The following is a 26,782-nucleotide window of genomic DNA, read 5'->3' on the forward strand; positions in this document are numbered from 1 at the left end:
AAGTATATATGAAAAAACTAATACTTACCTTTTCTATAATTATGTCGGCAATGATGATATTGCCCGATTATGCTGACGCCCAACTTTTCGGGGGAAAAAATAAAAGAAGAAAAAGCAGTAGAAAAATAGGTTCCTTTTCAGGTTCCAAAAGACTTTTCAATCCTGAAATTTCATACTACGCTGTAGGTGGAGGTATAAATGCCTTGAACTATTTTGGCGAAATTGCTCCAAGACCTACCTCTTTAAGTACTGATATTTCATTTACTCGTCCAGGAATAAATTTGTTTTTGAAACAAAAATTTGGAGAAAGATACAGCTGGAAAGTGAATTTTATGTGGGGAAGACTGAAAGCTTCTGATATTGAAACTGTGGGAGTTGATAATTTTAATGCAGAAAATGCTAATCGATATTTAAGAAATTTAGATTTCAGAAATGATATCTATGAACTTTCATTTCAGGGTCAATTAGATTTGATTAAACATGGGGGAAGATTTTCATCAAGACCACCAGTAAATGTATATGCTTTTTTTGGTGTAGGAGTTATTTATCATAATCCGAAGGGACAAGTACCCGATTATTTTAGTACGGATGCTTTCATGGCGGATAACCCAATAGATTTTCTTGGTGGAAATTCTCCAAGATATTATGAATTAGAACAAGCAGGAGAGTGGGTGAGTCTTCGTGATTTAGGGACGGAGGGACAGTTTTTTGATGCTGAAACGAGAGCACAGTATAATGATCTTTATGAGAAAGATTTACCCCAACCATACAGTAGGATACAAATTGTTTTGCCGGTAGGAATTGGAGCTAGATATAAATTGACTAATAATCTGGATATTGCTTTAGATTTTGGCTATCGACATACATTCACAGATTATCTTGATGATGTAAGTGGTGAGTATGTGGATTTATCAGGTTTTGGGGATCCATCAGATCCAAATGCGGCATTGGCTATGGCGATGTCAGACAAATCAAATCAATTTGATGGGCAAACCTTTAATGAAAATATTTTACCTGCTATTTATAGTCAAAGAATTCACACATATAACACAGTTTTAAATCCTGACTTAACATGGAACCGAGCAGCGGGCTATGGCAAAGCGGCTGGTGTAGGGAATGATGATGTCAGAAGGAATAATAGAGGAAATCAAAATGATAATGATATTTATATTGTAACAAATATCTCTGTCACATACATTTTAGGCGGTGGACTCGTTAGAGGAGCAAAGTTTAGATAAATTATGATGAAAATGTTTTTCCTAAAAGGGAAGCATTTGAGCTTTCCTTTTTTCTTTATAATGCTATTCAGCTTTGGACTGGATGTTTTTTCCCAATCCAAGGAAATTGGAGGGGGCATAGCCAGCTTTAATTATACTGGAGATCTTATACGCACTTATTCTGTTAATAATCAATCCATTGCAGGGAATTTATTTTATGTGAGAAATTTCGAAGATGGTTGGAGTGGTAAATTAAATTTTGCTGCAGGTCGTATAAAAGGAAGTGATCAAAACCCTATTGATCCACAAGCTGAAGTTAGAAATGCTGGCTTTCAAGATTTTTTGACCGAAATTTCTGGTCAAGCAGTTTATGAATTCCTCGATTTTAGATCTGATAGAGCTTTAGTGGATTTTACACCATACTTAACAGTGGGTGCTGGTTTCTTTTTGATTAACAGAGCTGAAAAAAATGCAAACTATAGTGATATACAATTAATGATTCCTTTTGGGGGAGGTATAAAATATAGTGTGAGCCCTCTTTGGACTATTAATTTTGAATTTTCTGCCAGGAAGTTATTTTTTGATTATTTAGATAATATTTCGCAGGAGGATGTTACTGATAAAAGAAATTCCGATTTCCAGTATGGGGATTGGAATGACAATGACTGGTACTATTTTACCGGCCTTACTCTAAGCTACACATTTTGGGGTGTAGACTGCCCCGTTCCTTTAAAAAAATAATACTTGATTTTTCTCATAGGTTTAGTAATAACTAGGATTTTTGTACCTTGCGCTCTTATTTCGAGCAGCTGATTGTAGATGGAAAAAAATTTGGATAAAAACAATTTACCAAAGCATGTGTCCGTTATTATGGACGGTAATGGAAGATGGGCTAAGAAACAGGGTGCAGCTAGAGTTTTTGGTCATAAAAATGCTATTAAAGCGGTTCGTGATACAGTTGAAGGTTGTGCTGAATTGGGGATTTCTCATTTAAGTCTTTATGCATTCTCAACTGAAAACTGGGGACGACCAAAAAATGAAGTGGATGCATTAATGCAGTTGTTAGTTTCTACTATTAAAAGTGAAATGAAAACACTGATGAAAAATGATGTCAGGTTGTCTTCCATAGGTGATATAGAGAATTTGCCCGGTAAATGTTATAAGGAATTAAAAAGTGCAAAAGAGCAAACGGCTCAAAACAAAGGTTTAAATTTAATTTTAGCTTTAAATTATAGTGGTAAATGGGATATTTCCCAAGCTTGTAGAAAAGCATTGGTAGCCTGTCAAAATGGAGATTTGTCAGAAAAAGATTTGACGGATTCAAAATTTGAAAGCTTCTTATCTACAGCTAATATACCGGATCCAGAATTATTAATCAGGACTAGTGGTGAATTCAGGATTAGTAATTTTATGCTATGGCAATTGGCTTATACTGAAATATATATTACCGAAGTCCTTTGGCCGGATTTCAGAAAAGAACATTTAATAAATGCATTGCGCAACTACCAAACAAGAGAAAGAAGATTCGGAAAAGTAATAAGTGAATGATACGAAATTTATTAATGTTATTAAATTTCCTGCTTATGTCGCAGGTAATGGTGGCGCAAATCAACCCATCACTTGATTATAGTAAACCTAGAAAATACGAAGTTGCCGAAGTGGTGACTAATGGCCTAGAATATCTTGATGAAGGAGCTGTTATAGCGATAACTGGAATCAGGGTAGGAGATAGGATTGATATTCCTGGAGATGATATTTCTTTTGCCATTAAAAAAATGTGGAAACAAGGCCTGTTTGCAGATATTGAAGTGCAATATGAAATTGTTTCTGAAGGTAAGGTAAAACTGATCTTAGAATTGACAGAAAGACCAAGACTCACTAGGTTTAGCTTTGACGGTATTAAAAAATCAAAAGAATCTGAAGTTTCGGATGAATTGAGTTTAGTTAAAGGGAGAATTTTAACTGACGCATCCATTAAAAATGCTGAACTAAATATTATTAAATATTTTAAAGGTAAAGGATTTTTGAATATTGAAGTGAGTTCTGAACAAAAACCAGATGAAGTAATGTCAAATGGTGTAGAGCTTGTTTTCAAGATCGATAAGAAGAAAAAAGTTAAAATTGAAGATTTGTATATTGTTGGAAATTCAGCATTTGGTGATAGAAGAATAAAAGGACAACTAAAAAATACAAGAGAGCGATTAAGGTTCACTTTATTTGAAGATATTGTGAGTAGGGCTATTCATTCCAAACCAAAACATTGGTTCAGATTCTTTGCTAAACAAGATTCTGTGGAGCTGTCTCGAGCTTTAGATTATTTTGGAGAGCATGTGAATGTAAACTTCTTTAAATCGTCTAAACTAGTGAAATCTGAATATGAGGAGGATAAAAGTGCGATTATCGACTTCTATAACAGTAAAGGATATCGTGATGCTGAAATCACCTATGACAGTATTTTTAATGAAGGTGGTAATATAGCTATTGAAATTGGTGTTCATGAAGGTAAGAAATATTATTTCAGAGATATTAATTGGACAGGTAACTTCACCTACAATGATGAAGTATTAAGTTCTGTATTAAATATTGATAAAGGGGATGTTTATAATCTAGAGAAAATCAATCGTAAGCTTAATTATGATCCTACAGGCAATGATATTAGCTCATTGTATATGGATAATGGATATTTATTCTTTAATGTGACCCCTGTTGAAGTAAATGTGGAAAGTGATTCTATTGATTTAGAATTGAGAGTTTATGAAGGAGCGCAAGCCACAATTAATAAGGTTACCATCTCTGGTAATACAAGAACAAATGATCATGTAGTTTTAAGAGAATTAAGAACCATTCCAGGAGAAAAATTTAGTCGTGAAAAATTGATAAGAACTCAGAGAGAGTTATCTCAATTGGGTTATTTTAACCCTGAAACAGTTAATCCAACCCCAGTGCCAAATCCGAATGATGGAACAGTTGATATCAACTGGGAACTAGAAGAAGTTTCAAATGATCAAATCCAACTTTCTGGTGGTTGGGGTGGTTTTATAGGCTTTGTAGGTAGTTTAGGAGTTACTTTTAACAACTTTTCTATTAATAACTTCCTTGATTTTGGAAACTGGGATCCACTTCCTGTTGGAGATGGACAGGTACTTTCATTGCAATTTCAAGCCAATGGCCGTCAGTATCAAAGTTATAATGCTTCATTCACTGAACCTTGGTTAGGAGGTAAGAAACCTAATGCACTTACAATTGGTGGTAGTTATTCAAATCAAGGAGAATTTGCTGACTGGAGAAATCCAAGATCAGGAATTGCAGGTTCTTTTAAAATCTTCAGAGGATTTGTCAGTCTTGCTAGAAGATTGAAATGGCCTGATAATTATTTTACTTTGGCTAATTCATTAGAATATAATAGATATACTTTAAATAACTCTTTAAGATTCGGTCGGCAAATAGGTTGTTCAGATTGTGAAGCTAATAACTTCAATTTCAAAACCACTATTGCTCGTAATAGTATAGATAATCCTATTTTCCCAAGAAGTGGTTCAAAAATTAGTTTAGCTGTTTCTCTCACTCCGCCATATAGTTTACTGAATAATAAAGATTATAGTGAACTTTCATTTGAACAGAGTATCAATTTCTTAGAATTTAATAAATGGATGTTTGATGCTTCATTCTTTAATCAGGTAGTAGGTGATTTAGTTATTAATACTAGAGCTAATTTTGGTATAATTGCTAGCTATGGTGATAAAGTAGGTGTTGGGCCATTTGAACGATTTATACTTGGTGGATCAGGATTAGCTGGTGGACAAGGCTTTATTTTAGGAAGCGACATTATTGCACTTAGAGGATATGAAGATAATTCTCTTCGCCCTACTGAATTAGTACAAAGTTTTGAACAAGGCGAAGTGAGTACAAGACAGATTTCAGGTGGAACTATATATAATAAATTTGTAATGGAGATGAGATATCCTATATCTTTAAATCCTTCTGCCACTATATATATACTAGGATTTGGAGAAGCTGGTAATACTTGGACTGGTTTTGATAAATATAATCCATATGATTTAAAACGTTCTGCTGGTGTAGGTGCGAGAATTTTTATGCCTGCATTTGGTACTATTGGTATTGATTGGGGCTATGGTTTTGACAATACACCAGGAACAAATAATACAAGTGGTGGACAAATTCACTTTACAATTGGTAATCAACAAAGATAAATTGGTATGAGATTTGTTAATGTCCTTATAACAATTGTAATTTTAGGCTTGAGCTCGCAAATGGCGAACGCTCAAAAATTTGGGTATGTCGATTCAAAATTCATTTTGAGTAAAATGCCTGAGTATAATGAGGCGAAACAAGAAATTGATGCTTTAACTTCTGCTTGGCAAAATGAAATAAAAGGTATGCGTAAAGAGATTGAATCAATGTACGCAGAATTAAAAGCTGAGGAGGTTCTTTTGACTAAAGAGTTGAAAAATGAACGCTTAGCCAAAATTGAAAAGAAGGAGAAAGAAGTTGAAGAATATCAAAATAAAGTTTTTGGTTTTGACGGCTTACTTTTTTTGAAAAAGAAGGAATTGGTAAAGCCTGTACAGGATAAAGTTTTTGATGCCGTTGAAGTGGTAGCCAAAAAAGAAAGATTACAAATTGTATTTGATAAAGCAGGTGAACTTATAATGATTTATACCGACCCTGTACATGATTATACTGATTTGGTATTAGAAGAATTAGGATTGATTGACGATAACGATTTAAATAAAAATTAAAATTAGACAGATGAAAAAGGGATTAATATTAATTTTAGCTTTGGGCTTATTTTATTCAGCAAGTGCTCAAGAGACAAAAATAGGATTTACTAATGCTGATTATGTTTTGAGCTTGATGCCAGAATCTAAAGAGGTACAATCTCAAGTTGAAGCTTATGAAAAGCAATTTTCAAACTCTATTCAACAGAAATATCAGGATTTTCAAGCGCAAGTAGCTGAATATCAGCAAAACGCTCCTACAATGACTGAGCAAGTTAGAGCCGAGAAAGAGCAAGAATTGCAAGGTTTACAGCAATCATTGCAAAAGTTTCAACAGGATGCTGAGCAGTCTATAGCTCGTAAGCAACAGGAGTTGTATCAGCCGCTATATGAGAAAATTCAAGGAGCAATTGATAAGGTAGCTGCTGAAAATGGTTATACACACGTTTTAAGAGCAGAAGCTTTATTATATATTGCTGATGAAGATACAGGTGATATTTCAGAGTTGGTATTAAATAAATTGGGTGTTGAAGCTCCTGATGCTTCGGCAACTGACGAATAATCATCATGGAAAACATATTAAATTTCTATTTAACGGAAATTTGTTGAAATTAGCCCTGAATTTATTCAGGGCTTTTTTTTTAACCTTTCCAAAGTTCTGAACCTTGGAAAGGTTTTCTTGATAAAAATTTATTTATGATACAAAACCCTTCTTTCCTTAGTGAAAATGATTTGATTCTTGTCATAAGCCCATCAGGAGTGGTGGATGAAGATGTGGTTACAAAAGGAGCTGCTATTTTAAAAAATGCAGGTTTTCAAGTTGAAATTTCACCTAATGCCTTTAATCCTCATTTTAAGTTTGGTGCCAAACATCAAGAAAGGCTTTCCGACTTACAATTTGCTTTAGACAATAAAGAGGCAAAAGCTATTTATTGTGCCAGAGGAGGTTTCGGAATTACTCATATTATTGATTCCTTAGATTGGACTCAATTTAAGAAAAATCCAAAATGGATAATTGGCTTTAGTGATATCACGGCACTATTGCATAATGCTTTTCAAAATGGATATTATTCTTTACATGCGAGTGTTTTGCAAGGCTTGCCAAAACTATCAACAGAGTATCAGAAGCATTTGATTGATACATTATCAGGAGATATCAAGGCTTTAAAAGCTGAAAGTTCTTTTCATAAATCAGGATCAGCTAATGGCCAATTAATCGGGGGGAACTTATCCTTATTGATTCATCAAATTGGGACCCAAACAGAGTTAGATTATTCCAATAAAATTCTTTTTATAGAGGAAGTAGCGGAACCATTATATCATATTGACCGCATGATGTTACAGTTAAAGAGAGCGGGTAAATTAAAAGGCTTGGCTGGCCTGGTAGTTGGCCTATTTACCAATCTATCTGAGGACAAATCAATTTATGGCCAATCAGTAGAGGAAATTATTTTGGACCATTGCAAAGATTACGATTTTCCGATTGGTTTTAATTTTCCATTTGGGCATGGGGAAGATAATGTGCCTTTGGTTCATGGGGCAGAGGTAGGTTTTGAAGTGGAAGGAAAGGAAGCTTATTTGAAATATCTAATTGATAATACATAAAATAACTTGCCATTATAATAATTTAAACTTTTAGCAGTTTTTATCTGAACTTTACGAACCAACTATCAACCTAAATGAAACCATTTATTTCATTGTTAATTTCTAGTCTTTTATTAATACTGCTTAGCTCAGAAAGTTTATTTAGCCAAAAGATAGATCTTAAAATACAGGCTTTCGGTACAAAGGAAGCAATCCCTTATGCACATGCAAGAATTGTGGGTTCCAATACTGGTGGAGTAGCCAATGCTGAAGGTATATTGCAGTTGCTAATTTCAGATAAACAGAATGATAATAAAGTCTTATTTTCAGCTGTTGGCTTTCAGCCCTTAGAAGTCCCAGTGGCTCAATTGATTAATAAAAAAACGGTTTTCTTAAAGGAGGCAGTTATAGCATTAGATCAGATAACCGTGCGGTATGTAGATCAAGCAAAAAAGCTCGTTAGCAAGGCGATCGATAATATTTCAGTGAATTACCCTTCGGACAACCAGTTTCTTTATGGTTTTTATAGGGAATCTGCATTTGCTGATACGTCATATCAGCAAGTTTATTATCAATTGGAAGCTTATACGAAAACATTGAAAACATCTTACAGTGAGAATACTAGTAACGGACATGTATTAATTGAAAAAGGTAGGCTTAAAAAGAGTCAACTAAATGACAGCCTGTTTGTAAAATTTTATAGTGGTCCGCATCTCCCTCATCGAATGGATTACATAAAAAAGAGAATTTCAGTTTTTGATCGAAAGAAAATGGATCAATTTGAATTTGAGATACTTGACACCTTGATGTATCAAGGAAAAAAACTGTTTGAAGTGGGCTATACTGGAAGAAATAAGGGCATAGGGTACAATAAAATTTACATCCAGGATTCCACATATGCAATCACCAAATTAATCTTTGTGAAAAAATTCAATGAAGAGGATGATCCTTTTAGCCTGTTCAATTCAAAGAATGAAAGAATTAAAAATGATATTACAGTAGAGTATGTCCCACGTAAAAAGGAATGGATTTTAGGAAGAATAACATACGAAACAGCTTTTAAAAATGAGGATAATAAGGAAGCTTATGTTGTAGCTGAATATGCTACTCAAACCTGCGAAAACACAACTGAAAACAGCATACCTTATGAGAACAGATTTTTTTATAGAGACATTACTTATGATTTTGTTTCTTCAATGGATAGTAGTTTTTGGCAGCAGCAAAGTATATTAATACCTGAAAAATCAAGCCCATATTTATTTAATGATTCAGTAAATTTTGATCTTAAGAAGTCAAAACTAGATAAGAAGTTAGATATCTTTAGAAAATTCACATCCTCAGTTTATATTGGCTATCGACTCATAAATTTCCAATCGAGAGAAGTTGATATTACTATTGATGAATTGACATATAGTGGCAATTACAATCAGCCCAATGATTATAGCATTGTTTTTGGGAATAGTATAGCTTATAATTTCCGGAATAATTGGTATGTAGATTTGAAAATGCATAGTTCAATTAGTAACAGTAAATATAATAGTGTGAATTCGGGGGTATATTATCAGAAAAATTTAAATCCTGGAGGAAGACCATTTCATTTAACAACTGGTTTTTCTCTGCAATACAACAATTATAATTCGCATCTTTCCAAAGTAAATAGTTCATCGGACTTTAAGATTGGATATAAAAAATTCAATAGTAGTGAAATAGATATTTTTGCATCGACCAGAGAATTCGCATTGAGTCCTTTTGTTCAGATTGGTTTGGATATTAATCCACAAATCAAAATCTTCACAGGTTTTAGTCATCCAGTATCCATCATTCAAAATGAAGGGGTACTAATTAAGGAAAAAGGAGATTTGATAAACCAAAAGAAATTTATCCGCTCTAGCAATATTCCTTTTAATGAAATCTCAAATACTCCATTCAAAAATTATTTATTCACAATTGGAGGTAGTTTTAGGCTCTGATTTTCTTTGATAAGAGATTTTTTTAGCAAAAATTAGAAGGGTTTTAGAATAAAAGCTGAAGATGCAAACAAGAGTTTTTTATATGTATTTATTGACTTACCCCAATAAAAACCCAGCAAGCAACCCAATCAACACCACATAAGGAGCAGGAATTTTGGTAAATAGCAAGATGGCTACAGTTCCTATTATCAAACTAAAATTAAGCATGGTATTCTGTACCGGCTCAAAAAGTAAGAAAATAGCCGCTACCACCATCCCAGAACTGACGGCTGTAATACCTTCCAATGAGGCTTTAATAATCCTGAATTTTTTCAATTGATCCCAAAACCTGATCAGGAAAATCATCATTAAAGTGCCGGGAACGAATATTCCGACTGCTGCTAAAAATCCGCCTAAAATTTCTCCCCAAACGCCATATTCTCGCATGGAAAGTGCGCCTATATAACTGGCAAATGAAAAAGTTGGGCCAGGTATGGCTTGCGCTATGGCAAAACCGCTTAGAAATTCTGATGAAGAGAGATAGTCTTTAAAATCTACAAACTCAGTATAGAGAAAGGGTACTAGCACTTGGCCGCCACCAAATATCAAACTTCCATTTCTATAAAAATTTTCTAAGAGGCGAATAGGTAAAGATTGTGTAAAAAGTCCGATTACCGCAATTAGAACCAAAACACTGATCCAGATGATCAAGGCCGTCCATCTAATCTTGATTTTCTCTTTTTCTTCTATGGGCTGGGCTTTGTATTTGAAAGCAGTAATAAATCCACCTGCTAAAATCAATGCTGGAAATAAATAAGGCGAATTAATCCAAACTGAAATAGCAGCAGATAAAACTAATAATATTACACTGGTTTTCGTATGAATAACTTTTTTGACAATCCGATATGCTGCAGCTGCCACGAATCCGACTGCAATGGGCTGCACAAAGGTCAGAAAGTGGGTCGACAATTCTTTTTCATCAATGTTGGACATTAATATCCCGAAGCCGGTCATTAAAGCAACCCCTGGAATAGCCCAGACAAATAAGGTCAAAAAGGCAAAAGGTGCTCCTCCTATTTTAACTGCCAATCCGGTTAGGATTTGAGTAGAAGAAGGCCCTGGCAACATTTGACACAGGGCATTCATTTCTATCAATTCTTTTTCGGTTAGGTAGCCTCTTTTATGAACCAAATGGTCTAAGAAAAACGCAAAATGAGCAGTAGCACCCCCAAAAGTGGTGAGAGATAGGATAAAAATATCCTTCAGATAGATCAGGTATCGGATATTCCTAACCATTAAATTACTTCTTCAGCAAACCAATTTCTGCTAATCTTTCCTGTAAAAATTCTCCTGCTGTCATATCCTTATATTCTTTAGGTTGATCTTCGTCCACACAGCTATCAAGACAAGTTAAATCCATGCTTGATTTTGGATGCATAAAAAATGGAATGCTATATCTAGAAGATTTCATTTGTTCTTTAGGCGGATTTACGACTCTATGGATAGTAGATTTTAACTTGTCATTCGTCAATCTGGCTAACATGTCCCCTACATTCACCACCAACTGATTGGGTAAAGCTGTAATCGGAATCCATTCACCATCTCTTCTTAAAACTTGTAATCCATCAGCGCTGGCTCCCATCAGTAAGGTGATTAAATTGATGTCACCATGTTGAGCTGCACGAACTGCATCTGCTGGTAAATCTTCAGGATTTTCAATTGGCGGATAATGGATAGCGCGCAAAATACTATTTCCGTAAGTCACTTGAGGATCGAAATAATTTTCATCCAAGCCTAAATAAAGTGCTATGGCTCTTAGCATCTCAAAACCTGTTTTTTCTAGTTTTTGATAAGCATCTTTTGCTAAGTCAGCTAATTCAGGAACTTCACTAGGCCATAAATTATCTGGATATTCTTTTTTCAATTCATGATCAGCTGGTACAAATTGTCCTACCTGATAGAACTCTTTCAAATCAGGTACTTTATGTCCTTTTGCTTGCTCTTTTCCTTTACTAGTATAACCTCTTTGGCCAGCTAGCTCTTCTTTTTCATATGCTTTTTTCTGCTCTGTGCTTAGACTGAAGAATTTTTCTACAGCGGCATAAAGTTTTTGGCTTAAATCGTCACTTAGGTAATGTCCTTTAATGGCTACAAATCCTATGCTATTGTAAGCATCCCCTAATTCTTTTACAAATTGTGCTTTAGTTTCTTCTGTTCCGTTAGTAAAATCTTCCAGATTTAAGGACGGAATTTCATTATATAATCTTTTGCTCATAACAGTATCGAGGTTTATTGAGTTGATAGTGTAACATATTCACACTACCTTAGTACACTTTACTAGAGTAAAATAAAACAAAAAACATAAAACCATGAAAAAAGCCACAATAAGATTTAGTATTTTATTTGCGATGGCAGCAATTTTTGCTTGTAGCACCGGAAATAAAGAAGAAAAAGCTGAAACAGAAAATGAAAATACAACAGAAGAGAAATCTGAAAATGTTTCTTCTATCAGTTTAACACCAGTTGAGTCTCCTGAATTTGAGGATTCAATGCTGGAAATGTTAACCCCAATGGAAAATGAAACAAACTTAGAGGAAGGTGCAGTGAAATTCTCATATAATGTGAAGAATTATGAATTAGCAACACAAACTTTAGATGCAGATATTAAAAACTGTGCAAATTCACCTAAAGGTCAGCATATTCATTTGATTTTGAATAACCAGCCATATTCAGCTCATTATGAAGCTGAATTCACCAAAGATTTAGAAGAAGGTCATTATGTGGCTTTATCTTTCTTATCTCGTTCTTACCACGAAAGTGTAAAGAGCTATGGTGCTGCTAATATTCGTCAATTTACTGTTGGGAAAGAACCAACAGGTCAGGAAATTGCTGATTTATCTGACCCACATATGTTTTATAGCCGTCCGAAAGGAACCTACACAGGTGAAGATGCTAAAAAAGTATTGTTAGATTTCTATTTATTAAATACTGAGCTTTCTGAAGATGGAAATAAAGTGAGAGCGACCATTAATGGTGAAGAGTTTATGATAGATAAATGGCAGCCATTTTTCATTGAAGGTGCAGAAATGGGTGAAATGTCTATCAAACTAGAATTATTGGATGCGGATGGCGAGTTGATTCCTAGTCCGTTCAACCCAGTTGAAAGAACAGTTACTTTAAAAGAAGGTGATGCTTCTTGATTCTTTTTTTAATTGAGAAATCAAACCCGCATGGCTTTTAAAACCTTGCGGGTTTTTTTATACAAACTATCAGCTTTACCACCCATCGTTTAGATGTTTTCACCCAAACTTATTCATTGAAAGCCCTAAAACCTCAAGGAGGATGGTTGGGGTTTGGATTCAAGTGGAACGAGCTTAATATTATCAAGTTAAGCTTTGAAGTCTTATCCTTCACTATAATCCCAAAAAAATAACCTTGGTTATTTTCCTTTGTGTTCTATTGTGTCTTTTGTGGTTAATAAAGAATGGTGGTAATCTGCACCAATGTCAGCAAATTCCAACCACAATAGAAACAAAAGAAAACAAAAGGATTTTTCGCTAAAGCGAAAATCTAGTTAAGGGAAATCTATTAACTTAATAGTATCCCAAGCTGGCGAGTTCCCCTGTTCGTACCTAGTAAACATTTATTGTCTTCTGTCAATTGAAAAAATATTTTGTAGATTGAAAAATTAGCACATCATTAGCTAATTACTTAATTTTAGCGCTGAATTGAAAACTGAATGAAATACGTGGTAAAATAGGGTTCTGCTCTGATTTGAAACGGAATTTCATACTACAAAGTAATAACATAAACAATATGAACTATCCGGTAAGCGATCGCATCAAGAATATGTCTGAATCTGCAACTTTAGCTATGGCAGCTAAGGCTAGAGAATTAAAATCTCAAGGGATTGACATTATCAGTTTAAGTCTTGGAGAACCAGACTTTAAAACACCTAAACATATTCAAGAAGCAGCTAAAAAAGCGATTGATAGTGAAAAGTATTTTGCTTATCCGCCTGTTTCTGGTTACCAAGATTTGCGTGAAGCGATTGCTAATAAGCTGGAGAAGGAAAATGGCATTCCTAGTTCTCCGGAGCAAATAGTAGTTTCAAACGGAGCTAAGCAATCTATAGCAAATTTAATGTTGTCTTTGTTAAACCCAGGAGATGAGGTTATTGTATTCGCTCCGTTTTGGGTAAGCTATACGGAATTGGTAAAGTTGGCAGGAGCAACTCCTGTTTATGTTACTGGAACTCTTGAAAATGATTTTAAACCTACTGCTGAGCAATTGAAAGATGCTATTACAGATAATACCAAAGCTGTTTTGTACTCTTCCCCTTGTAACCCAACAGGAAGTGTTTTTTCTAAAGAAGAATTAGAAAAACTGGCGATGGTCATTAGGCAGTATGATAGACTGGTAGTGATGTCTGACGAGATTTATGAGCATATCAATTTCGGTACGGAAGGACATGTGAGCATAGCATCTTTACCTGGAATGGCCGAAAGAACTATTACAATCAATGGGTTTTCTAAAGGATTTGCTATGACAGGTTGGAGAGTAGGTTATATTTCTGCTCCTCTTCCGATCGCAAAAGCGGCTACTAAAATCCAAGGGCAAATCACTTCTGGTAATGCCTCTATTTCACAAAGAGCAGCTTTAGCAGCTTTAACTGGAGATTTGCAGCCTACTTTAGATATGACCAAAACTTATCTCAAGCGCAGAGATATGGTTTTAGATTTATTGAAAGAAATGCCTGGAGTAGTAACCAATGTTCCAAAAGGAGCTTTTTATATCTTCCCTGATATCAGCAGTTTCTTTGGTAAGTCGGATGGAGAAACTAAAGTGACCAATGCAGATGAATTGGCAATCTATATTTTGAAGAAGGCCAATGTTTCTGTAGTAACTGGTTCTGCTTTTGGTGCACCTCATTGCATTAGAATTTCTTATGCCGCTTCTGATGATGAATTGAAAGAAGCTATGAAGCGTATGAAAAAAGTATTGGCAGAACTTAAATAATTGTCATACTTAGCAAAGAAAATCGCCTAAGCCTGTGTCTTCACAGGCTTTTGCAGTTAGATTGAGGTTTGTGAAGTCAATAGAGGCGGATTTTGGTAAAATTGATTAAGTAGAAATAATTTTTTATAGAATTTAAATAGATGTCTATCAAAAGTATTCCTGATATTTTTAAAGCATTTCAAGAGCTAAAAGTATTAGTCATTGGTGATGTGATGATTGATGCTTACATCTGGGGGACTGTCTCCAGGATTTCGCCTGAAGCGCCAGTGCCCGTTGTAAATGTTAAAAATCGTGAAAAAAGAATGGGTGGGGCTGCCAATGTTGCGCTAAATCTGCAATCATTAGGTGCTGAGCCTATTTTATGTGCCGTTTTAGGGGATGATGAGGAAGCGGATATTTTTGAAGGATTATTGAAAAAGAGAAATATCACAGCTAAGGGTATCCTCCGCAGCAAAGACCGGATCACTACAATTAAAGAAAGAGTATTATCAGGTTCTCAACATTTATTAAGAGTAGATTCTGAAAGTCTTGAATATTTAAATCAATCAGAAGAAAGTTTATTACAGGCTAAAATCTATGAGTTGATTTCAGAAGTAGATGTCATTGTTTTTGAAGACTATGATAAAGGAACCATCAACGCCAAGATAATCCAGGATACGGTTAAAAAAGCTCAAGAATTAGGAAAGCCAGTTGTAGTTGACCCTAAGAAAAATAATTTCTTTGATTACAGTGGAGTGGATTTATTCAAACCAAATTTGAAAGAATTAAAAGAAGGAATGAATGTCAATTTTGACCATACTAATAAAGAAGCATTAAGTACTCAAACTCAACTGCTGAGGGAAAGATTATCTTGCAAAATGGTCATGACCACTTTATCAGAAAAAGGAGTTTATATCCAATCTGAAAAAGAAGATTTTTTAATTCCTGCATACAAAAGAAGTATTTCTGATGTTTCAGGTGCTGGAGATACCGTAATTAGTATTGCAGCACTTTGTATGGCATTAAATTTAAAGCCCGATTTTGTGGCTTCACTCTCAAATTTGGGTGGTGGAATAGTTTGTGAGGAATTGGGTGTTGTGCCAATTGATGCTAAAAAGTTGGAAGTAGAAGCAATAAAGCATAATTTACAATTATAAATAAGGCAGTAAATTTAAAAGCCAAGCATTTCTATTAGAATGAATTTTTCAAAGCTTAAAAATGATGTTACAGAATGGTTAAATAATGCCATCTACAATAGTAGAAGTGCAGTACTTAATACATTAGTATCCCTAAAAGCATTTATCTGGCTTACTGCAGCGATATTGTTATTCTTCGTTTTTGGGTTTGAAACAGAGTCTAATGAACTAGAACAGGTGTTTTTGGGACTTGATGTTGTCCTGATAATTTATTTTTTCACCTTTTTAATTCGGCTACTATATGAATTCCGAAGGACTGAATTTTTGAAGTCCAATAAACTAGAAGCCGTATTGGTCTTTATTATTATTATTAATACAGTCAGTAATTATTATTTCGATAATCAAATCATTAAGTATTTGGCCGACACACTCGGCTTCAAAAATTATCAAGATGCCTATCTAACCTTCATTACCTTCTATTTTTTAGTATTAATTGTTTATGAATTTATTAGGGCAAGTACAGTTCTGTCCAAATTAAAAACAAAACCTGCTAGAACCTTCATCTATAGTTTTTTGCTTTTAATTGCTTTTGGAACAGGGGTTTTGATGTTACCTGCCATGAGTATTCAAGAAGGTTCAATGCCTTTTATGGATGCTTTATTTACATCCGTGAGTGCAAGTTGTGTTACTGGACTTATTGTAGTAGATACTGCTACTTATTTCACCATGAAGGGGCAGTTTGTCATTATGATATTGTTTCAGTTAGGTGGATTGGGGATTATTTCATTTACCTCTTTCTTTGCAACTTTCCTGAAGAGTGGAGTTGGGATTAAACAACAATTAATGTTGCAGGATTTTTTAGTAAGCGAATCCTTATTTTCGGCAAAAGGATTACTAAGAAAGATTATAGCTATCACACTTGTGATAGAAATTATTTCATTCATTATGATATTTTTTAGTTGGGGAGAAGATGTAGTATTCGACTCTATGGGCCAAAAAATATTCTTTTCAGCTTTTCATTCTGTGAGTGCTTTTTGTAATGCTGGATTTAGTTTATTCACCAATGGACTCTTTGAAGATGGAGTAGCAAATGGATATATATTACACATCATTATTGCTTTAACCCTTATTTTGGGTGGTTTGGGTTTTTCTTCTATTCAGGATTTATTCTCAAGGAAAAATTTAAAAGATAGATTTCAAAACCCTTGGAAAGATTGGGCTTTGAGTACAAAAATTGCAGTTTATACTTCCATGGTTTTATTGGCTTCAGGAACCTTGGTTTTTTATCTTTTGGAACAAGACAATACTCTGGGAGATAAAAATTTCATTGAATCTTTAATAGCCAGTTTCTTTCAATCAGCTACTTCACGAACTGCAGGTTTTAATACTGTTGATATTGGTGCTCTACGAACCCCAACCTTAATCGTGATCGCTTTTTTGATGTTTATTGGAGCGTCTTCAGGCTCTGTGGGTGGAGGTATTAAAACTTCAACCTTCTATTTATTAATCGTTTCAGTTTTTGCAACATTAAGAGGAAGGCTAAAAATTGAGATTGATAGGAAATTCATTCCTAAGGAATTATTATTTAAAGCCTTATCTATTTTCTTCTTTGCTGCCTCCCTCAATCTGATAGGTATTTTTATACTTACAATTACTGATAGCAATTTCACATTGATGCAATTAATATTCGAGGAAGTTTCAGCTTTCGGTACCGTAGGATTAAGTACTGGGATTACTGCTGATCTGTCTTTCGCAGGACGTGTGGTGATAATTCTTTCTATGTTTATAGGAAGAGTAGGGACATTAACCTTTGCTTTGGCCTTAAGTAGCCGAAAATCCTCTAAAAGCTACAAATACCCTAAGGCACATTTGATGGTGGGTTAAATTTCCTACTTTATTTCCAACTAATTTCATAAATAAGTTGTCAATAAAACTGATACTATCAACCTTAATTTTTTTAATCAATGAAAATCTTAATTATTAGTTTCCTAATAGCGTCCGTTGGATTCTGTTCTCTTAAATGTGATGAGAGTAATCTTATCGATGCTTACGCCTTTCCGGAAAATATGGAGGAATTAATTCCTTACGAAAATCAAGATAAATTTACGCTCATCCATAATTCAGGAACTGAAATTCCATTTGAGGTATTTAGAAATTCGACAGTTGAAACTGGAGGCTGCGACCATTGTTGTGATTATTATACCTATGAAAACGAAGAATTATTCGTTATTTCTGATTATCCATTCTATGATATCCAATTTAATATTAATGCTGGAGAGGAAGGGATATTTAATTACGGAATTTCTATAGGAAGAGAATATTTTTCATTGGATGAAGATATGCAAATGTCAGATTCTGTAAAAATAAATGATCAGTACTTTCATGAAGTGTTTAAATTAAAAAGCAATAGCTACAGTGAGGAATATGAAAGAGAGGTTGATAGTTTGTATTTCAATTATTCTACTGGAATTCTAAAAATAATTCAGCAAAACGGAGATACTTATGAAATTAACTAAATTATTCCTCCTTGGATCTTTTTTACTATTAATTTCATGTAATGGAGCTATAGTTTACGAAGAAATTCACCTCCAAGCTGAGACAGAAGCGTGGATTGTGCAGGAAGAAAGATACCATAGTTTTCAAATGACAGATGAAAATGGGATAAAAAGTAGCTGGAATCTTACTGAGGAAGATAATTATTATAGTGAGTCAGGGAGTGCATTTTTATTAATTCCTACACGCAAGACTATGCGTGAAATGTATTATCAAAAATTCAGGAATACCATTTTAGGCGATTTTAGTATAAATGCTGATGCTGGATTCTCTGATGTTAATCCTTGGGTATCTTTTAATATGCCTGATTTATCTTTTGAATTTGATGCAGTAACTCATAAACCAAATCGTTTATACTTGTTCCCAAATAATGGCAAATCTTTTTCATGGTCAGAATATGAGGATGTGGAACTGCCTTTGGAATTTCAAGTTGTGACCAATTTTGAAGTTAATGGTAAAACTTATCCAGAGGAGGTTGCAATTTTTGAATTAACGGATCAGGTAGGGATTTTAGAACCAAAAAGTGTAGTAAAATTTGCCTTTTCAAAAGATGTAGGACTTATTTTTATAGAGCTTAAAAGCGGGTTGAAATTTTATAGACTTTAAATTCAAAGTGCCAATCTGGCATAAGAAATTCTTTGGTGCTATTTTCGCTTAATGGAGCACATGGCAAGTATTGAATTTTATAAATATCAAGGAACAGGAAATGATTTTGTGGTGGTGGATAATCGTTCTCAAAAACTTGATAGAACGGACAAATCTATAGCTCAAAAACTTTGTGATCGAAAATTTGGAGTTGGATCTGATGGCTTAATACTAATCGAAAATCATGATGAATATGATTTTGAGATGGTGTTTTTTAATCCAGATGGCTCGCAAAGTATGTGTGGGAACGGAAGCCGTTGTGCAGTGAAATTTGCTCAATTTTTAGGGATAATTAAGGATAAAACTACCTTTCTTTCTACAGATGGTGTACATGAGGCTATTATTGAGAACGATATTGTTCGCTTGAGCATGCAGGATGTAGCCCAATCCAAAATCAATAGCTTTCCTGAGCACTTTACGATTAATACGGGTTCTCCTCATTATGTTATTTTTGCCAGTAACATTAAAGATAAAGATGTAAAAGAAGAAGGGGCTAATATTCGTTATAGTGATGAATTTGCGGCTGAAGGTATTAATGTTAATTTCGTTGAAAAGCAATCTAAGAATAAAATTTCAGTTAGAACTTACGAACGAGGTGTGGAAAATGAAACATTGTCATGTGGAACTGGGGTTACGGCATGTGCCATTTCTCATGTTTTGCACGGAGGAGTTTCTCCTGTTGAAATTGAAACATTAGGAGGGCAATTAAGTGTTGAATTTGAGCTAGAAGATGGTTCAGCAAAAAACGTATGGTTAATTGGACCTGCAAAGAATGTTTTTAAAGGTGAAATCACTCTTTAAAAATTTAAATAAATCATAAAAAAGCGTGTAAATTAGCGCATATTTTAAATAATTATAGTAAAAAAGCATGTTGGATTTTTTAGCAAAAGGACTAACCAAAGTATTCGGAACCAAGTCTGATAGAGATATAAAAGAAGTACTTCCATTAGTAGAGCAGATAAATAAGGAATTTGCCAAATTAAAGGATTTATCTCACGATGAATTAAGGGCTAAAACCAATGAAGTTTTAGACAGAATCAATCAATATTTGAAAGAAATTGATGATGAAATAGCGGCTCTTCATACAAAAGTGGATGATAATCCTGATATGGATTTACATACCAAAGAAGATGTTTTCAATGAGATTGATGCATTGGAAGAAAAAAGGAATGAAAAGTTGGAGGAAGTCCTAATGGAGGTACTACCTGAAACATTCGCCATTGTAAAAGATACTGCCCGCAGATTTATGGAAAACGAACAGTTGGAAGTAACCGCTTCTATGTTCGATAAAGAAATGTCTGGCAAGGCAGAGCATGTGAATTTGAAAGGTGATAAAGCAGTTTGGAATAATACCTGGAAAGCGGCTGGAAATGATACGACTTGGGATATGATGCACTATGATGTGCAGTTGATTGGTGGTATTGTGCTTCACAAAGGGAAAATTGCTGAGATGGCAACAGGTGAAGGTAAAACTTTGGTGGCTACTTTACCTGCTTTCTTAAATGCATTAGCTAAAAGAGGCGTTCATATTGTAACTGTAAATGATTACTTGGCCAAACGAGATGCTGAATGGATGGCACCGATTTTCCAGTTCCACGGAATTTCGTGTGAGTGTATTGACAATTTTAGACCCAACTCAGAAGAAAGAAGAAAAGCTTATCAAGCGGATATCGTTTACGGAACCAATAATGAATTTGGCTTTGATTATTTACGTGATAACATGACACGCGAAACCAAAGAATTGGTTCAAGGGAAACACCATTTCGCTATGATAGATGAGGTGGATTCTGTTTTAATTGATGAAGCTAGAACCCCACTTATTATTTCTGGCCCTGTGCCTAAAGGAGATGTTCATGAATTTGATTCCTTAAAGCCAAGAATTGAAAAATTAGTACAAGAACAAAGAAAATTAACTTCTGATTTCCTTTTAGAAGCGAAAAAGCTCATTAAAGAAGGAAAAGAAGATGAGGGTGGTTTAGCATTGTTCAGAGCTTTTAGAGGTTTACCAAAACATAAACCATTAATTAAGTTCTTGAGTGAGCAAGGTATGCGCCAAATCTTACAGAAGACAGAAAATATCTATTTGGCAGACAATTCTAAATTGATGCCTGAGGCTGATGAGCCATTGCTTTTCACCATTGAAGAGAAAAATAATAATATTGACCTTACCGAAAAAGGGATTGACTTAATCACAAAAGATGGTGAAGATCCTAATTTCTTTATTCTCCCTGATATCGGAATTGAAATTGCCAATTTGGAAAAAGATGAGTCTATATCCGATGAGGAGATGTTGGAGCAAAAGGATAAGTTGATAAAAGATTATGCAGAAAAAGCAGAAAGAATTCACTCTGTAAATCAGCTTTTAAAAGCTTATACACTTTTCGAAAAAGATACTGAATATATTTTAGTAGACGGAAAAGTGAAGATTGTGGATGAACAGACGGGGCGTGTGATGGAAGGTAGAAGATATTCTGATGGTCTCCATCAAGCTATTGAAGCTAAAGAGAATGTGAAAGTAGAGGACGCTACCCAGACTTATGCAACTATCACGTTACAGAATTATTTCAGAATGTACCACAAACTAGCGGGTATGACTGGTACTGCCGAAACAGAAGCTGGTGAGTTCTGGGATATTTATAAATTGGATGTGGTAGTTATTCCTACTAACAAGCCAATTATAAGAGATGACCGTCAAGATAAAGTTTATAAAACGGTAAGAGAAAAATTTAATGCTGTTGCTGCTGAAATTGAGGAAATGAGTAAAGAAGGAAGACCTGTTCTAGTGGGTACAACTTCAGTAGAAATTTCTGAGATTTTAAGCCGTATGTTGAACATGCGAAAAATTAAGCACCAAGTATTGAATGCAAAACAACACGCGAAAGAAGCGGATGTAGTAGCCGAAGCGGGTAAACCAGGCACAGTTACCATTGCTACCAACATGGCAGGTCGTGGTACGGATATTAAATTGGCTAAAGAATCTAAAGAAGCTGGAGGTTTAGCTATTATCGGTACGGAAAGACACGAATCAAGAAGGGTCGATAGACAGTTAAGAGGTCGTGCTGGTCGTCAGGGTGATACAGGTTCTTCTCAGTTCTTTGTTTCTCTAGAAGATAATTTGATGCGTATGTTTGGTTCAGATAGAATCGCCAAACTAATGGACAGAATGGGACTGGAAGAAGGAGAAGTAATTCAGCATTCTATGATTTCAAAATCAATTGAGAGAGCTCAGAAGAAAGTAGAGGAAAATAACTTCGGTACACGTAAGCGATTATTGGAGTATGATGATGTGATGAATTCTCAGCGTGAAGTAATTTACAAGAGAAGAAAGAATGCACTCTATGGTGAGAGATTGCAATTGGATATTATGAACATGCTTTTTGATACTTGTGAAGATATCGTCACTAATTCCAAAGCAATGGATGCTTTTGACGATTTCAGATTAAGCATTTTGGGTACATTTGGAATTGATTTTGAAATTAGCAAAGAAGACTATGAGGGGTTAAAACCAAATGAACTTACTGAGAAATTATACAATCATGTTTATGCTTCATATAAAGCCAAAAATGAGAAAATAAAAGATAAGGCATATCCAATTTTAAAGGACATTTCCAAAACCAAGGGAGCAACTGTGAAAGAAGTCATGGTTCCGTTTACGGATGGTAAAAAGCAAATTGGGGTGGTAACGGAATTACAGAAAAACCTGGATACTGAAGGTCAGGAATTGATCCTTTCTATGGAAAAAATCTCTACGCTTGCCATTATTGATGAAAACTGGAAAGAGCATTTGAGAGAAATGGATGACTTGAAGCAATCGGTTCAGAATGCTGTTTATGAGCAAAAGGATCCACTATTGATTTATAAATTCGAAGGATTTGAGTTGTTCAAAAGATTTATTGGTAAATTGAATGAAGATACTAGCTCATTCATGATGAAGCTTGATTTACCAGTTCAGGATAGTTCTCAGGTTCAAGCGGCTGCTCAAAGAAAGCAAGAGCAGAATTATAAAGAAAGTAAAGAGGAATCTGGTTCTGTATTAAGCGGAGGTCAAAACAAAAACAGACCGCCAGTTGAAAAGCAGATGCCAGTGAAATCTGAAAAGATTGTAGGAAGAAATGACAGAGTTTCTGTACAATATCAAGATGGAAGCGTCAAAAAAGACGTAAAGTTCAAAACAGTTGAGGAAGATGTTAAAAGCAATAAATGTGTTTTGTTAGATGAATAAATTTGGAACCAGCATAGCGTTTTTATTAGTTGGCTTTTTTATAATAGGTTGTGTAAGTACACAGCCAACTTCTACTGCTAGTAAATCCTACAGTGAAGATTTAAGTCAACATCGTCCAACAGTTGATACTACTTTTGAAATGGAAGCTGAAAAAAGCAGTTTTAGAAGGACAAGTGATGATTTTGATCCCAATGCTGATGTGACAGAGCTATTGAATAAAAAGCTAGATACTTTAGCAAAGAATAATAAAGAGATTCGCTATGTTAATGGTTACTCAATTCAAGTTTTTAGTGGCAGTAGTAGCTCTGAGGCTTATGCAGCCAGAGATACTGCAAGAGTTGTTTTGCCTGAAATTAGAACGGATGTGGAATATAAACAGCCCATCTATAAAGTTAGGGTAGGAAGGTTCACGGAAAGACTGGAAGTTCAAAGGACATTATTGAAATTGAAGCCTAAGTTTCCTGATGCAATTTCTGTTCCGCAAAGGATTTATATTAATTAATTTGGGCAATTGATTTTTACTAATGCCTAGCATAATATTTTAATAGGTAGTTAGTAAAAAATAAATAGAATCCACCAGAGGCGGTAGTAGTTTCCACTAGCGAGACGCTAGCGGAAGGAACTTACTTTTTATGTATCGCCATCCTCAAGATGGTGATGAATACTGGTGACTCTGGCACTGATGATTTCAATGACAAATATTTTCGCTATGGCGAAAATCCTTTTGTTTTCTTTTGTTTCTATTGTGGTTAAAAATAAATGTTTGTTAATCAATAAGAATGAAAGCAATTTTTTATCATTCCCAAAATTTTAGTTAAGACCTAAAATCAAAACATAAAATGGATTTAAAATCAGAGATTCAATCACTGGCAAAGTCACAATTTGAAGAGATAAAAGGTATTAGAGAGCATTTGCACCGTAATCCAGAACTCTCTTTCGAAGAGTTTGAAACCGCTAAATTCATCAGCAAAACCTTATCAGACTGGGGAATTGAGCATCAAACAGGAGTAGCTGAAACAGGTACAGTGGTTTTAATCAAAGGTAAAAATCCAGATAAAAAAGTAACAGCTTTAAGAGCTGATATTGACGCCCTTCCTATCACAGAGCAAAATGATGTTCCCTATAAAAGTCAGAATATTGGCGTAATGCATGCTTGTGGGCATGATGTACATACTTCCTCCATGTTGGGGACAGTAAAAATCTTAAATCAATTAAAAGAACATTTCGAAGGAACCATCAAAGTAATTTTCCAACCAGGAGAAGAAAAAGTACCAGGTGGAGCTTCCAAAATGATTAAAGAAGGTGTTCTGAAAAGTCCTGATGTGAATAATATCATCGGTCAGCATGTGATGCCATTGATTGATGCAGGTAAAGTAGGTTTCCGAAGTGGAATGTATATGGCAAGTACCGATGAATTGTATATGAAAATCATTGGGAAAGGTGGTCATGGTGCAATGCCTGAATTAAATGTTGACCCTGTTATCATAACAGCACATATTTTAGTGGCACTGCAACAGATTGTGAGTCGTCACGCTAGCCCGAAAATCCCTTCTGTTTTATCTTTTGGAAAAATCATAGCAGATGGAGCAACCAATGTAATTCCTAATGAAGTTTATCTGGAAGGAACTTTCCGAACCATGGACGAAGAATGGAGAGCTTCTGCTCACCAAAAAATGAGAAAGATGGCTGAAGGAATGGCGGAAAGCATGGGAGCGAAATGTGAATTCGAAATCAGAAATGGGTATCCATTTTTAGTGAATGAACCAGAATTAACAGAAAGAGCTAAATCCAATGCGATCGAATTTTTAGGGGAAGAAAATGTGGAGGAGCTGGATTTATGGTTAGCAGCGGAAGATTTCGCCTATTTCTCTCAAGCTACAGACGCATGCTTTTATCGCTTAGGTGTTCGAAATGAAACAAAAGGAATTAACTCATCTGTTCATACCCCGACTTTTGATATTGATCCACTTGCTTTGGAAACCGGAATGGGTTTGATGGCTTGGTTGGCTATAAAAGAGTTAGAAAGTAAATAATTATCAGAATTTAAGTTTAGATTTCTTAGCGTAGAATTAAACATTTAATTCTACGCTTAATCGTTAAATAGTTCATTTTAGTCAGTTATAAAGGTCTTTGTCCCCAATTGAAATATTAGTAAGTTTAGAAATGTAAAATAGATATATAGTTACCGGGGGGTGACAATATTCAATTGTTATGGGTAATAATCCGCTAATCTAACCATTATCAGAACCTCCTAAAAACCATTTTCAAATTGACCAAGCCCAGAAAAAATATCGAAAAATGGCTTTTGCCTACAATATTTGCCTTCATTTTTATTGCAGGACTTCTAAATAGTGGTCGTCTTGATGAATATGATTTGATTGAATCACTTTTAGAAATCATACTATTAGGTTTTGTAATTGGACTTATTTATCTAATGTGGAAAAAGTCTACTTCCGATAATGCGACATTTCCAGAAAAGGCAGTTCAACTAACAAGAATCTTATCCGGAACAGTTCTCTTTTTATCGCTTGCACTTATAATTTCGAATGAGCTTAATCAACATTTAGGTTTCAAGACCGCACTGATAATTTCTGGTGTAGTTTCTGCTCTTGGCTTAATTCTATCTACTATAATTTATAGAGTAATCAAATCTAAATAAGCATTCAAGGACACTATAGAAAACCCATAACAAGGTATAAAACCCATTTGCTCACCATCTTGTAGAGATTTGATTGCTAAACAGCCCGTAATTTATGCTTGCTTTTTATAGCTGGCAACCAAAGATACTGCTTTGGTCAAGTGAGGTGCTTAATTATTCTAAGGTATTGCAATTAATGAAGTGTATCAGTTTGTGGAGAAAGCATAAATTACTACTTTCAGTATTTTATAGCCTAGTGTAACAAACGGGTTTTATACTGGCGTTACCTGTAAAATTCTTCCTAATCTAATGATAGTAAAAAGAAAAAGAATTTGGAACACAATACTATTTCTCATGGTAATCCCTGGTGTTCTAATGTTTTTTATAATTGGTATTATAGGAATATTCTCAGACAATAGCATAGGTGAGAAATTACTAAGTCTATTTTTTACATCTATAACATTCATTGCTCTTTATAGTGGTAAATCTGTATTAATGAAACTTATTTCAAATAATCCCGAATTTGAATTGACTGAAAAGGAATTTATAGTTTACGATGATCCCAAATACTCAATTATACCTTTTAAAGAAATGCTTGGATGCGAGACTTACTCAGGTCACTATGAAGATTTTATAGGAATTCATTTAAAAGACAGTTCCAGAATAAAAAGTAATATGACTAAAATCTACAAAACTATTTCTGGTACTCCTCCAGAAAGGTCTAAGATTGTTTTCTTAACTCTAAGATACGCAAATATAAATGCAGAATATTTAGTAGATCTTCTTTCTAAAAAGATTACTGACTTAAATACAGATTCAAAAAACACAGGTAACAACACATAAAACCAATTTGCTCAGCACCTTGTAGCAAAGTCAGCAGTAACCAGCCAGCAATTTATGCTTGCACTTTGTGGCAGCCTCATCAACGGGCGGACTTATTTTTACTGACGCACTGGACCTACCGTATGTGGACAGCATCACTTTAATCAACATTCTGCCTTGGTGGAAACCGCATAAATTGCTTAGTTTAGCTTTTCATAGCCCACATAGGCAAACAGGTTTTATGTAGGCGTTAGCGATAATTAGGTAAACTCTCAAACT

Annotated in this window: 23 protein-coding genes; 20 read left to right on the plus strand and 3 right to left on the minus strand. The window is 34.6% G+C overall.

Translation table 11 applies throughout. The features are described from left to right. Nucleotides 1–8 precede the first annotated feature (8 nt). The 8 genes from QYS49_RS06175 to QYS49_RS06210 all read left to right on the plus strand — a co-directional run bounded on the left by QYS49_RS06175 (nucleotide 9) and on the right by QYS49_RS06210 (nucleotide 9,510). The gene (locus QYS49_RS06175; protein ID WP_308350844.1) at nucleotides 9–1,238 is read left to right on the plus strand and encodes a hypothetical protein; all 1,230 of its coding nucleotides are present in this window, start codon (nucleotides 9–11) and stop codon (nucleotides 1,236–1,238) included. 12 nt (nucleotides 1,239–1,250) lie between these two features. Further along, nucleotides 1,251–1,958, plus strand: a complete 708-nt coding sequence (gene porG / locus QYS49_RS06180; protein ID WP_308350845.1) for a type IX secretion system protein PorG — start codon at nucleotides 1,251–1,253, stop codon at nucleotides 1,956–1,958. 78 nt (nucleotides 1,959–2,036) lie between these two features. Beyond that, nucleotides 2,037–2,765 (plus strand): undecaprenyl pyrophosphate synthase, encoded by a 729-nt coding sequence (uppS, locus tag QYS49_RS06185; RefSeq protein WP_308350846.1) that lies wholly within the window; start codon nucleotides 2,037–2,039, stop codon nucleotides 2,763–2,765. 35 nt (nucleotides 2,766–2,800) lie between these two features. Next, nucleotides 2,801–5,428: a BamA/OMP85 family outer membrane protein gene (locus QYS49_RS06190; RefSeq protein WP_308350847.1), complete on the plus strand. Its 2,628-nt coding sequence runs from the start codon at nucleotides 2,801–2,803 to the stop codon at nucleotides 5,426–5,428. A 6-nt stretch (nucleotides 5,429–5,434) separates the two neighbouring features. Next, the gene (locus QYS49_RS06195) at nucleotides 5,435–5,977 is read left to right on the plus strand and encodes an OmpH/Skp family outer membrane protein (RefSeq protein WP_308350848.1); all 543 of its coding nucleotides are present in this window, start codon (nucleotides 5,435–5,437) and stop codon (nucleotides 5,975–5,977) included. Nucleotides 5,978–5,987: 10 nt separating this feature from the next. Beyond that, complete coding sequence (locus QYS49_RS06200) at nucleotides 5,988–6,518, plus strand: OmpH/Skp family outer membrane protein (protein WP_308350849.1); 531 nt, start codon at nucleotides 5,988–5,990, stop codon at nucleotides 6,516–6,518. A 134-nt stretch (nucleotides 6,519–6,652) separates the two neighbouring features. Then, the gene (locus QYS49_RS06205) at nucleotides 6,653–7,561 is read left to right on the plus strand and encodes a S66 peptidase family protein (protein WP_308350850.1); all 909 of its coding nucleotides are present in this window, start codon (nucleotides 6,653–6,655) and stop codon (nucleotides 7,559–7,561) included. A gap of 74 nt (nucleotides 7,562–7,635) precedes the next feature. Then, on the plus strand, nucleotides 7,636–9,510 hold the full coding sequence (locus tag QYS49_RS06210; protein ID WP_308350851.1) for a hypothetical protein: 1,875 nt from the start codon (nucleotides 7,636–7,638) through the stop codon (nucleotides 9,508–9,510). A 96-nt stretch (nucleotides 9,511–9,606) separates the two neighbouring features. Here the strand turns inward: QYS49_RS06210 and chrA are convergent, their stop codons facing one another. Continuing rightward, complete coding sequence (gene chrA / locus QYS49_RS06215) at nucleotides 9,607–10,785, minus strand: chromate efflux transporter (protein WP_308350852.1); 1,179 nt, start codon at nucleotides 10,783–10,785, stop codon at nucleotides 9,607–9,609. Nucleotides 10,786–10,789: 4 nt separating this feature from the next. Further along, the gene (locus QYS49_RS06220) at nucleotides 10,790–11,764 is read right to left on the minus strand and encodes an isopenicillin N synthase family dioxygenase (protein WP_308350853.1); all 975 of its coding nucleotides are present in this window, start codon (nucleotides 11,762–11,764) and stop codon (nucleotides 10,790–10,792) included. A 94-nt stretch (nucleotides 11,765–11,858) separates the two neighbouring features. Between QYS49_RS06220 and QYS49_RS06225 the strand changes: the two genes are divergently transcribed. The 9 genes from QYS49_RS06225 to QYS49_RS06265 all read left to right on the plus strand — a co-directional run bounded on the left by QYS49_RS06225 (nucleotide 11,859) and on the right by QYS49_RS06265 (nucleotide 23,545). Beyond that, nucleotides 11,859–12,689 carry a phosphopeptide-binding protein gene (locus QYS49_RS06225; protein ID WP_308350854.1) on the plus strand — a complete coding sequence of 277 codons (831 nt, stop codon included), beginning with the start codon at nucleotides 11,859–11,861 and terminating at the stop codon, nucleotides 12,687–12,689. Nucleotides 12,690–13,305: 616 nt separating this feature from the next. After that, nucleotides 13,306–14,508, plus strand: a complete 1,203-nt coding sequence (locus QYS49_RS06230) for a pyridoxal phosphate-dependent aminotransferase (protein ID WP_308350855.1) — start codon at nucleotides 13,306–13,308, stop codon at nucleotides 14,506–14,508. A gap of 140 nt (nucleotides 14,509–14,648) precedes the next feature. Beyond that, a complete protein-coding gene (locus QYS49_RS06235; protein WP_308350856.1) occupies nucleotides 14,649–15,644 on the plus strand; it encodes a bifunctional heptose 7-phosphate kinase/heptose 1-phosphate adenyltransferase in 996 nt (331 codons plus the stop codon). Nucleotides 15,645–15,683: 39 nt separating this feature from the next. Then, nucleotides 15,684–17,507: a TrkH family potassium uptake protein gene (locus QYS49_RS06240; protein WP_308350857.1), complete on the plus strand. Its 1,824-nt coding sequence runs from the start codon at nucleotides 15,684–15,686 to the stop codon at nucleotides 17,505–17,507. A gap of 80 nt (nucleotides 17,508–17,587) precedes the next feature. After that, the gene (locus tag QYS49_RS06245) at nucleotides 17,588–18,139 is read left to right on the plus strand and encodes a hypothetical protein (protein ID WP_308350858.1); all 552 of its coding nucleotides are present in this window, start codon (nucleotides 17,588–17,590) and stop codon (nucleotides 18,137–18,139) included. Continuing rightward, nucleotides 18,126–18,782, plus strand: coding sequence for a hypothetical protein (locus QYS49_RS06250; RefSeq protein ID WP_308350859.1), 657 nt, complete (start codon nucleotides 18,126–18,128; stop codon nucleotides 18,780–18,782). Before QYS49_RS06245 ends, QYS49_RS06250 begins: the two co-directional genes overlap by 14 nt. Before the next feature lie 60 nt (nucleotides 18,783–18,842). Beyond that, a complete protein-coding gene (dapF, locus tag QYS49_RS06255; RefSeq protein WP_308350860.1) occupies nucleotides 18,843–19,622 on the plus strand; it encodes a diaminopimelate epimerase in 780 nt (259 codons plus the stop codon). Between the two features lie 67 nt (nucleotides 19,623–19,689). Further along, nucleotides 19,690–23,043, plus strand: coding sequence for a preprotein translocase subunit SecA (gene secA, locus QYS49_RS06260; RefSeq protein ID WP_308350861.1), 3,354 nt, complete (start codon nucleotides 19,690–19,692; stop codon nucleotides 23,041–23,043). Then, on the plus strand, nucleotides 23,036–23,545 hold the full coding sequence (locus QYS49_RS06265) for an SPOR domain-containing protein (RefSeq protein ID WP_308350862.1): 510 nt from the start codon (nucleotides 23,036–23,038) through the stop codon (nucleotides 23,543–23,545). The genes secA and QYS49_RS06265 overlap by 8 nt, the downstream gene beginning before the upstream one ends. A 128-nt stretch (nucleotides 23,546–23,673) precedes the next feature. On the opposite strand, the gene QYS49_RS06270 is transcribed toward QYS49_RS06265, so the two are convergent. Continuing rightward, on the minus strand, nucleotides 23,674–23,832 hold the full coding sequence (locus QYS49_RS06270) for a hypothetical protein (RefSeq protein ID WP_308350863.1): 159 nt from the start codon (nucleotides 23,830–23,832) through the stop codon (nucleotides 23,674–23,676). Nucleotides 23,833–23,882: 50 nt separating this feature from the next. Between QYS49_RS06270 and QYS49_RS06275 the strand changes: the two genes are divergently transcribed. From QYS49_RS06275 to QYS49_RS06285, 3 genes are all read left to right on the plus strand, one after another. Beyond that, on the plus strand, nucleotides 23,883–25,076 hold the full coding sequence (locus QYS49_RS06275) for a M20 metallopeptidase family protein (RefSeq protein ID WP_308350864.1): 1,194 nt from the start codon (nucleotides 23,883–23,885) through the stop codon (nucleotides 25,074–25,076). A 236-nt stretch (nucleotides 25,077–25,312) separates the two neighbouring features. Then, the gene (locus QYS49_RS06280; protein ID WP_308350865.1) at nucleotides 25,313–25,702 is read left to right on the plus strand and encodes a hypothetical protein; all 390 of its coding nucleotides are present in this window, start codon (nucleotides 25,313–25,315) and stop codon (nucleotides 25,700–25,702) included. 288 nt (nucleotides 25,703–25,990) lie between these two features. Next, nucleotides 25,991–26,524, plus strand: coding sequence for a hypothetical protein (locus tag QYS49_RS06285; protein ID WP_308350866.1), 534 nt, complete (start codon nucleotides 25,991–25,993; stop codon nucleotides 26,522–26,524). Nucleotides 26,525–26,782: the final 258 nt, after the last annotated feature.

Source organism: Marivirga salinae (assembly GCF_030503855.1).
Taxonomy (GTDB): Bacteria; Bacteroidota; Bacteroidia; order Cytophagales; family Cyclobacteriaceae; genus Marivirga; species Marivirga salinarum.

Excerpts from the sequence above, each read along its gene's own strand:
- QYS49_RS06175 (WP_308350844.1), top strand. The coding sequence starts at position 9 with ATGAAAAAACTAATACTTACCTTTTCTATAATTATGTCGGCAATGATG.
- porG (WP_308350845.1), top strand. The coding sequence starts at position 1,251 with ATGTTTTTCCTAAAAGGGAAGCATTTGAGCTTTCCTTTTTTCTTTATA.
- uppS (WP_308350846.1), top strand. The coding sequence starts at position 2,037 with ATGGAAAAAAATTTGGATAAAAACAATTTACCAAAGCATGTGTCCGTT.
- QYS49_RS06190 (WP_308350847.1), top strand. The coding sequence starts at position 2,801 with ATGTCGCAGGTAATGGTGGCGCAAATCAACCCATCACTTGATTATAGT.
- QYS49_RS06195 (WP_308350848.1), top strand. The coding sequence starts at position 5,435 with ATGAGATTTGTTAATGTCCTTATAACAATTGTAATTTTAGGCTTGAGC.
- QYS49_RS06200 (WP_308350849.1), top strand. The coding sequence starts at position 5,988 with ATGAAAAAGGGATTAATATTAATTTTAGCTTTGGGCTTATTTTATTCA.
- QYS49_RS06205 (WP_308350850.1), top strand. The coding sequence starts at position 6,653 with ATGATACAAAACCCTTCTTTCCTTAGTGAAAATGATTTGATTCTTGTC.
- QYS49_RS06210 (WP_308350851.1), top strand. The coding sequence starts at position 7,636 with ATGAAACCATTTATTTCATTGTTAATTTCTAGTCTTTTATTAATACTG.
- chrA (WP_308350852.1), bottom strand. The coding sequence starts at position 10,785 with ATGGTTAGGAATATCCGATACCTGATCTATCTGAAGGATATTTTTATC.
- QYS49_RS06220 (WP_308350853.1), bottom strand. The coding sequence starts at position 11,764 with ATGAGCAAAAGATTATATAATGAAATTCCGTCCTTAAATCTGGAAGAT.
- QYS49_RS06225 (WP_308350854.1), top strand. The coding sequence starts at position 11,859 with ATGAAAAAAGCCACAATAAGATTTAGTATTTTATTTGCGATGGCAGCA.
- QYS49_RS06230 (WP_308350855.1), top strand. The coding sequence starts at position 13,306 with ATGAACTATCCGGTAAGCGATCGCATCAAGAATATGTCTGAATCTGCA.
- QYS49_RS06235 (WP_308350856.1), top strand. The coding sequence starts at position 14,649 with ATGTCTATCAAAAGTATTCCTGATATTTTTAAAGCATTTCAAGAGCTA.
- QYS49_RS06240 (WP_308350857.1), top strand. The coding sequence starts at position 15,684 with ATGAATTTTTCAAAGCTTAAAAATGATGTTACAGAATGGTTAAATAAT.
- QYS49_RS06245 (WP_308350858.1), top strand. The coding sequence starts at position 17,588 with ATGAAAATCTTAATTATTAGTTTCCTAATAGCGTCCGTTGGATTCTGT.
- QYS49_RS06250 (WP_308350859.1), top strand. The coding sequence starts at position 18,126 with ATGAAATTAACTAAATTATTCCTCCTTGGATCTTTTTTACTATTAATT.
- dapF (WP_308350860.1), top strand. The coding sequence starts at position 18,843 with ATGGCAAGTATTGAATTTTATAAATATCAAGGAACAGGAAATGATTTT.
- secA (WP_308350861.1), top strand. The coding sequence starts at position 19,690 with ATGTTGGATTTTTTAGCAAAAGGACTAACCAAAGTATTCGGAACCAAG.
- QYS49_RS06265 (WP_308350862.1), top strand. The coding sequence starts at position 23,036 with ATGAATAAATTTGGAACCAGCATAGCGTTTTTATTAGTTGGCTTTTTT.
- QYS49_RS06275 (WP_308350864.1), top strand. The coding sequence starts at position 23,883 with ATGGATTTAAAATCAGAGATTCAATCACTGGCAAAGTCACAATTTGAA.
- QYS49_RS06285 (WP_308350866.1), top strand. The coding sequence starts at position 25,991 with ATGATAGTAAAAAGAAAAAGAATTTGGAACACAATACTATTTCTCATG.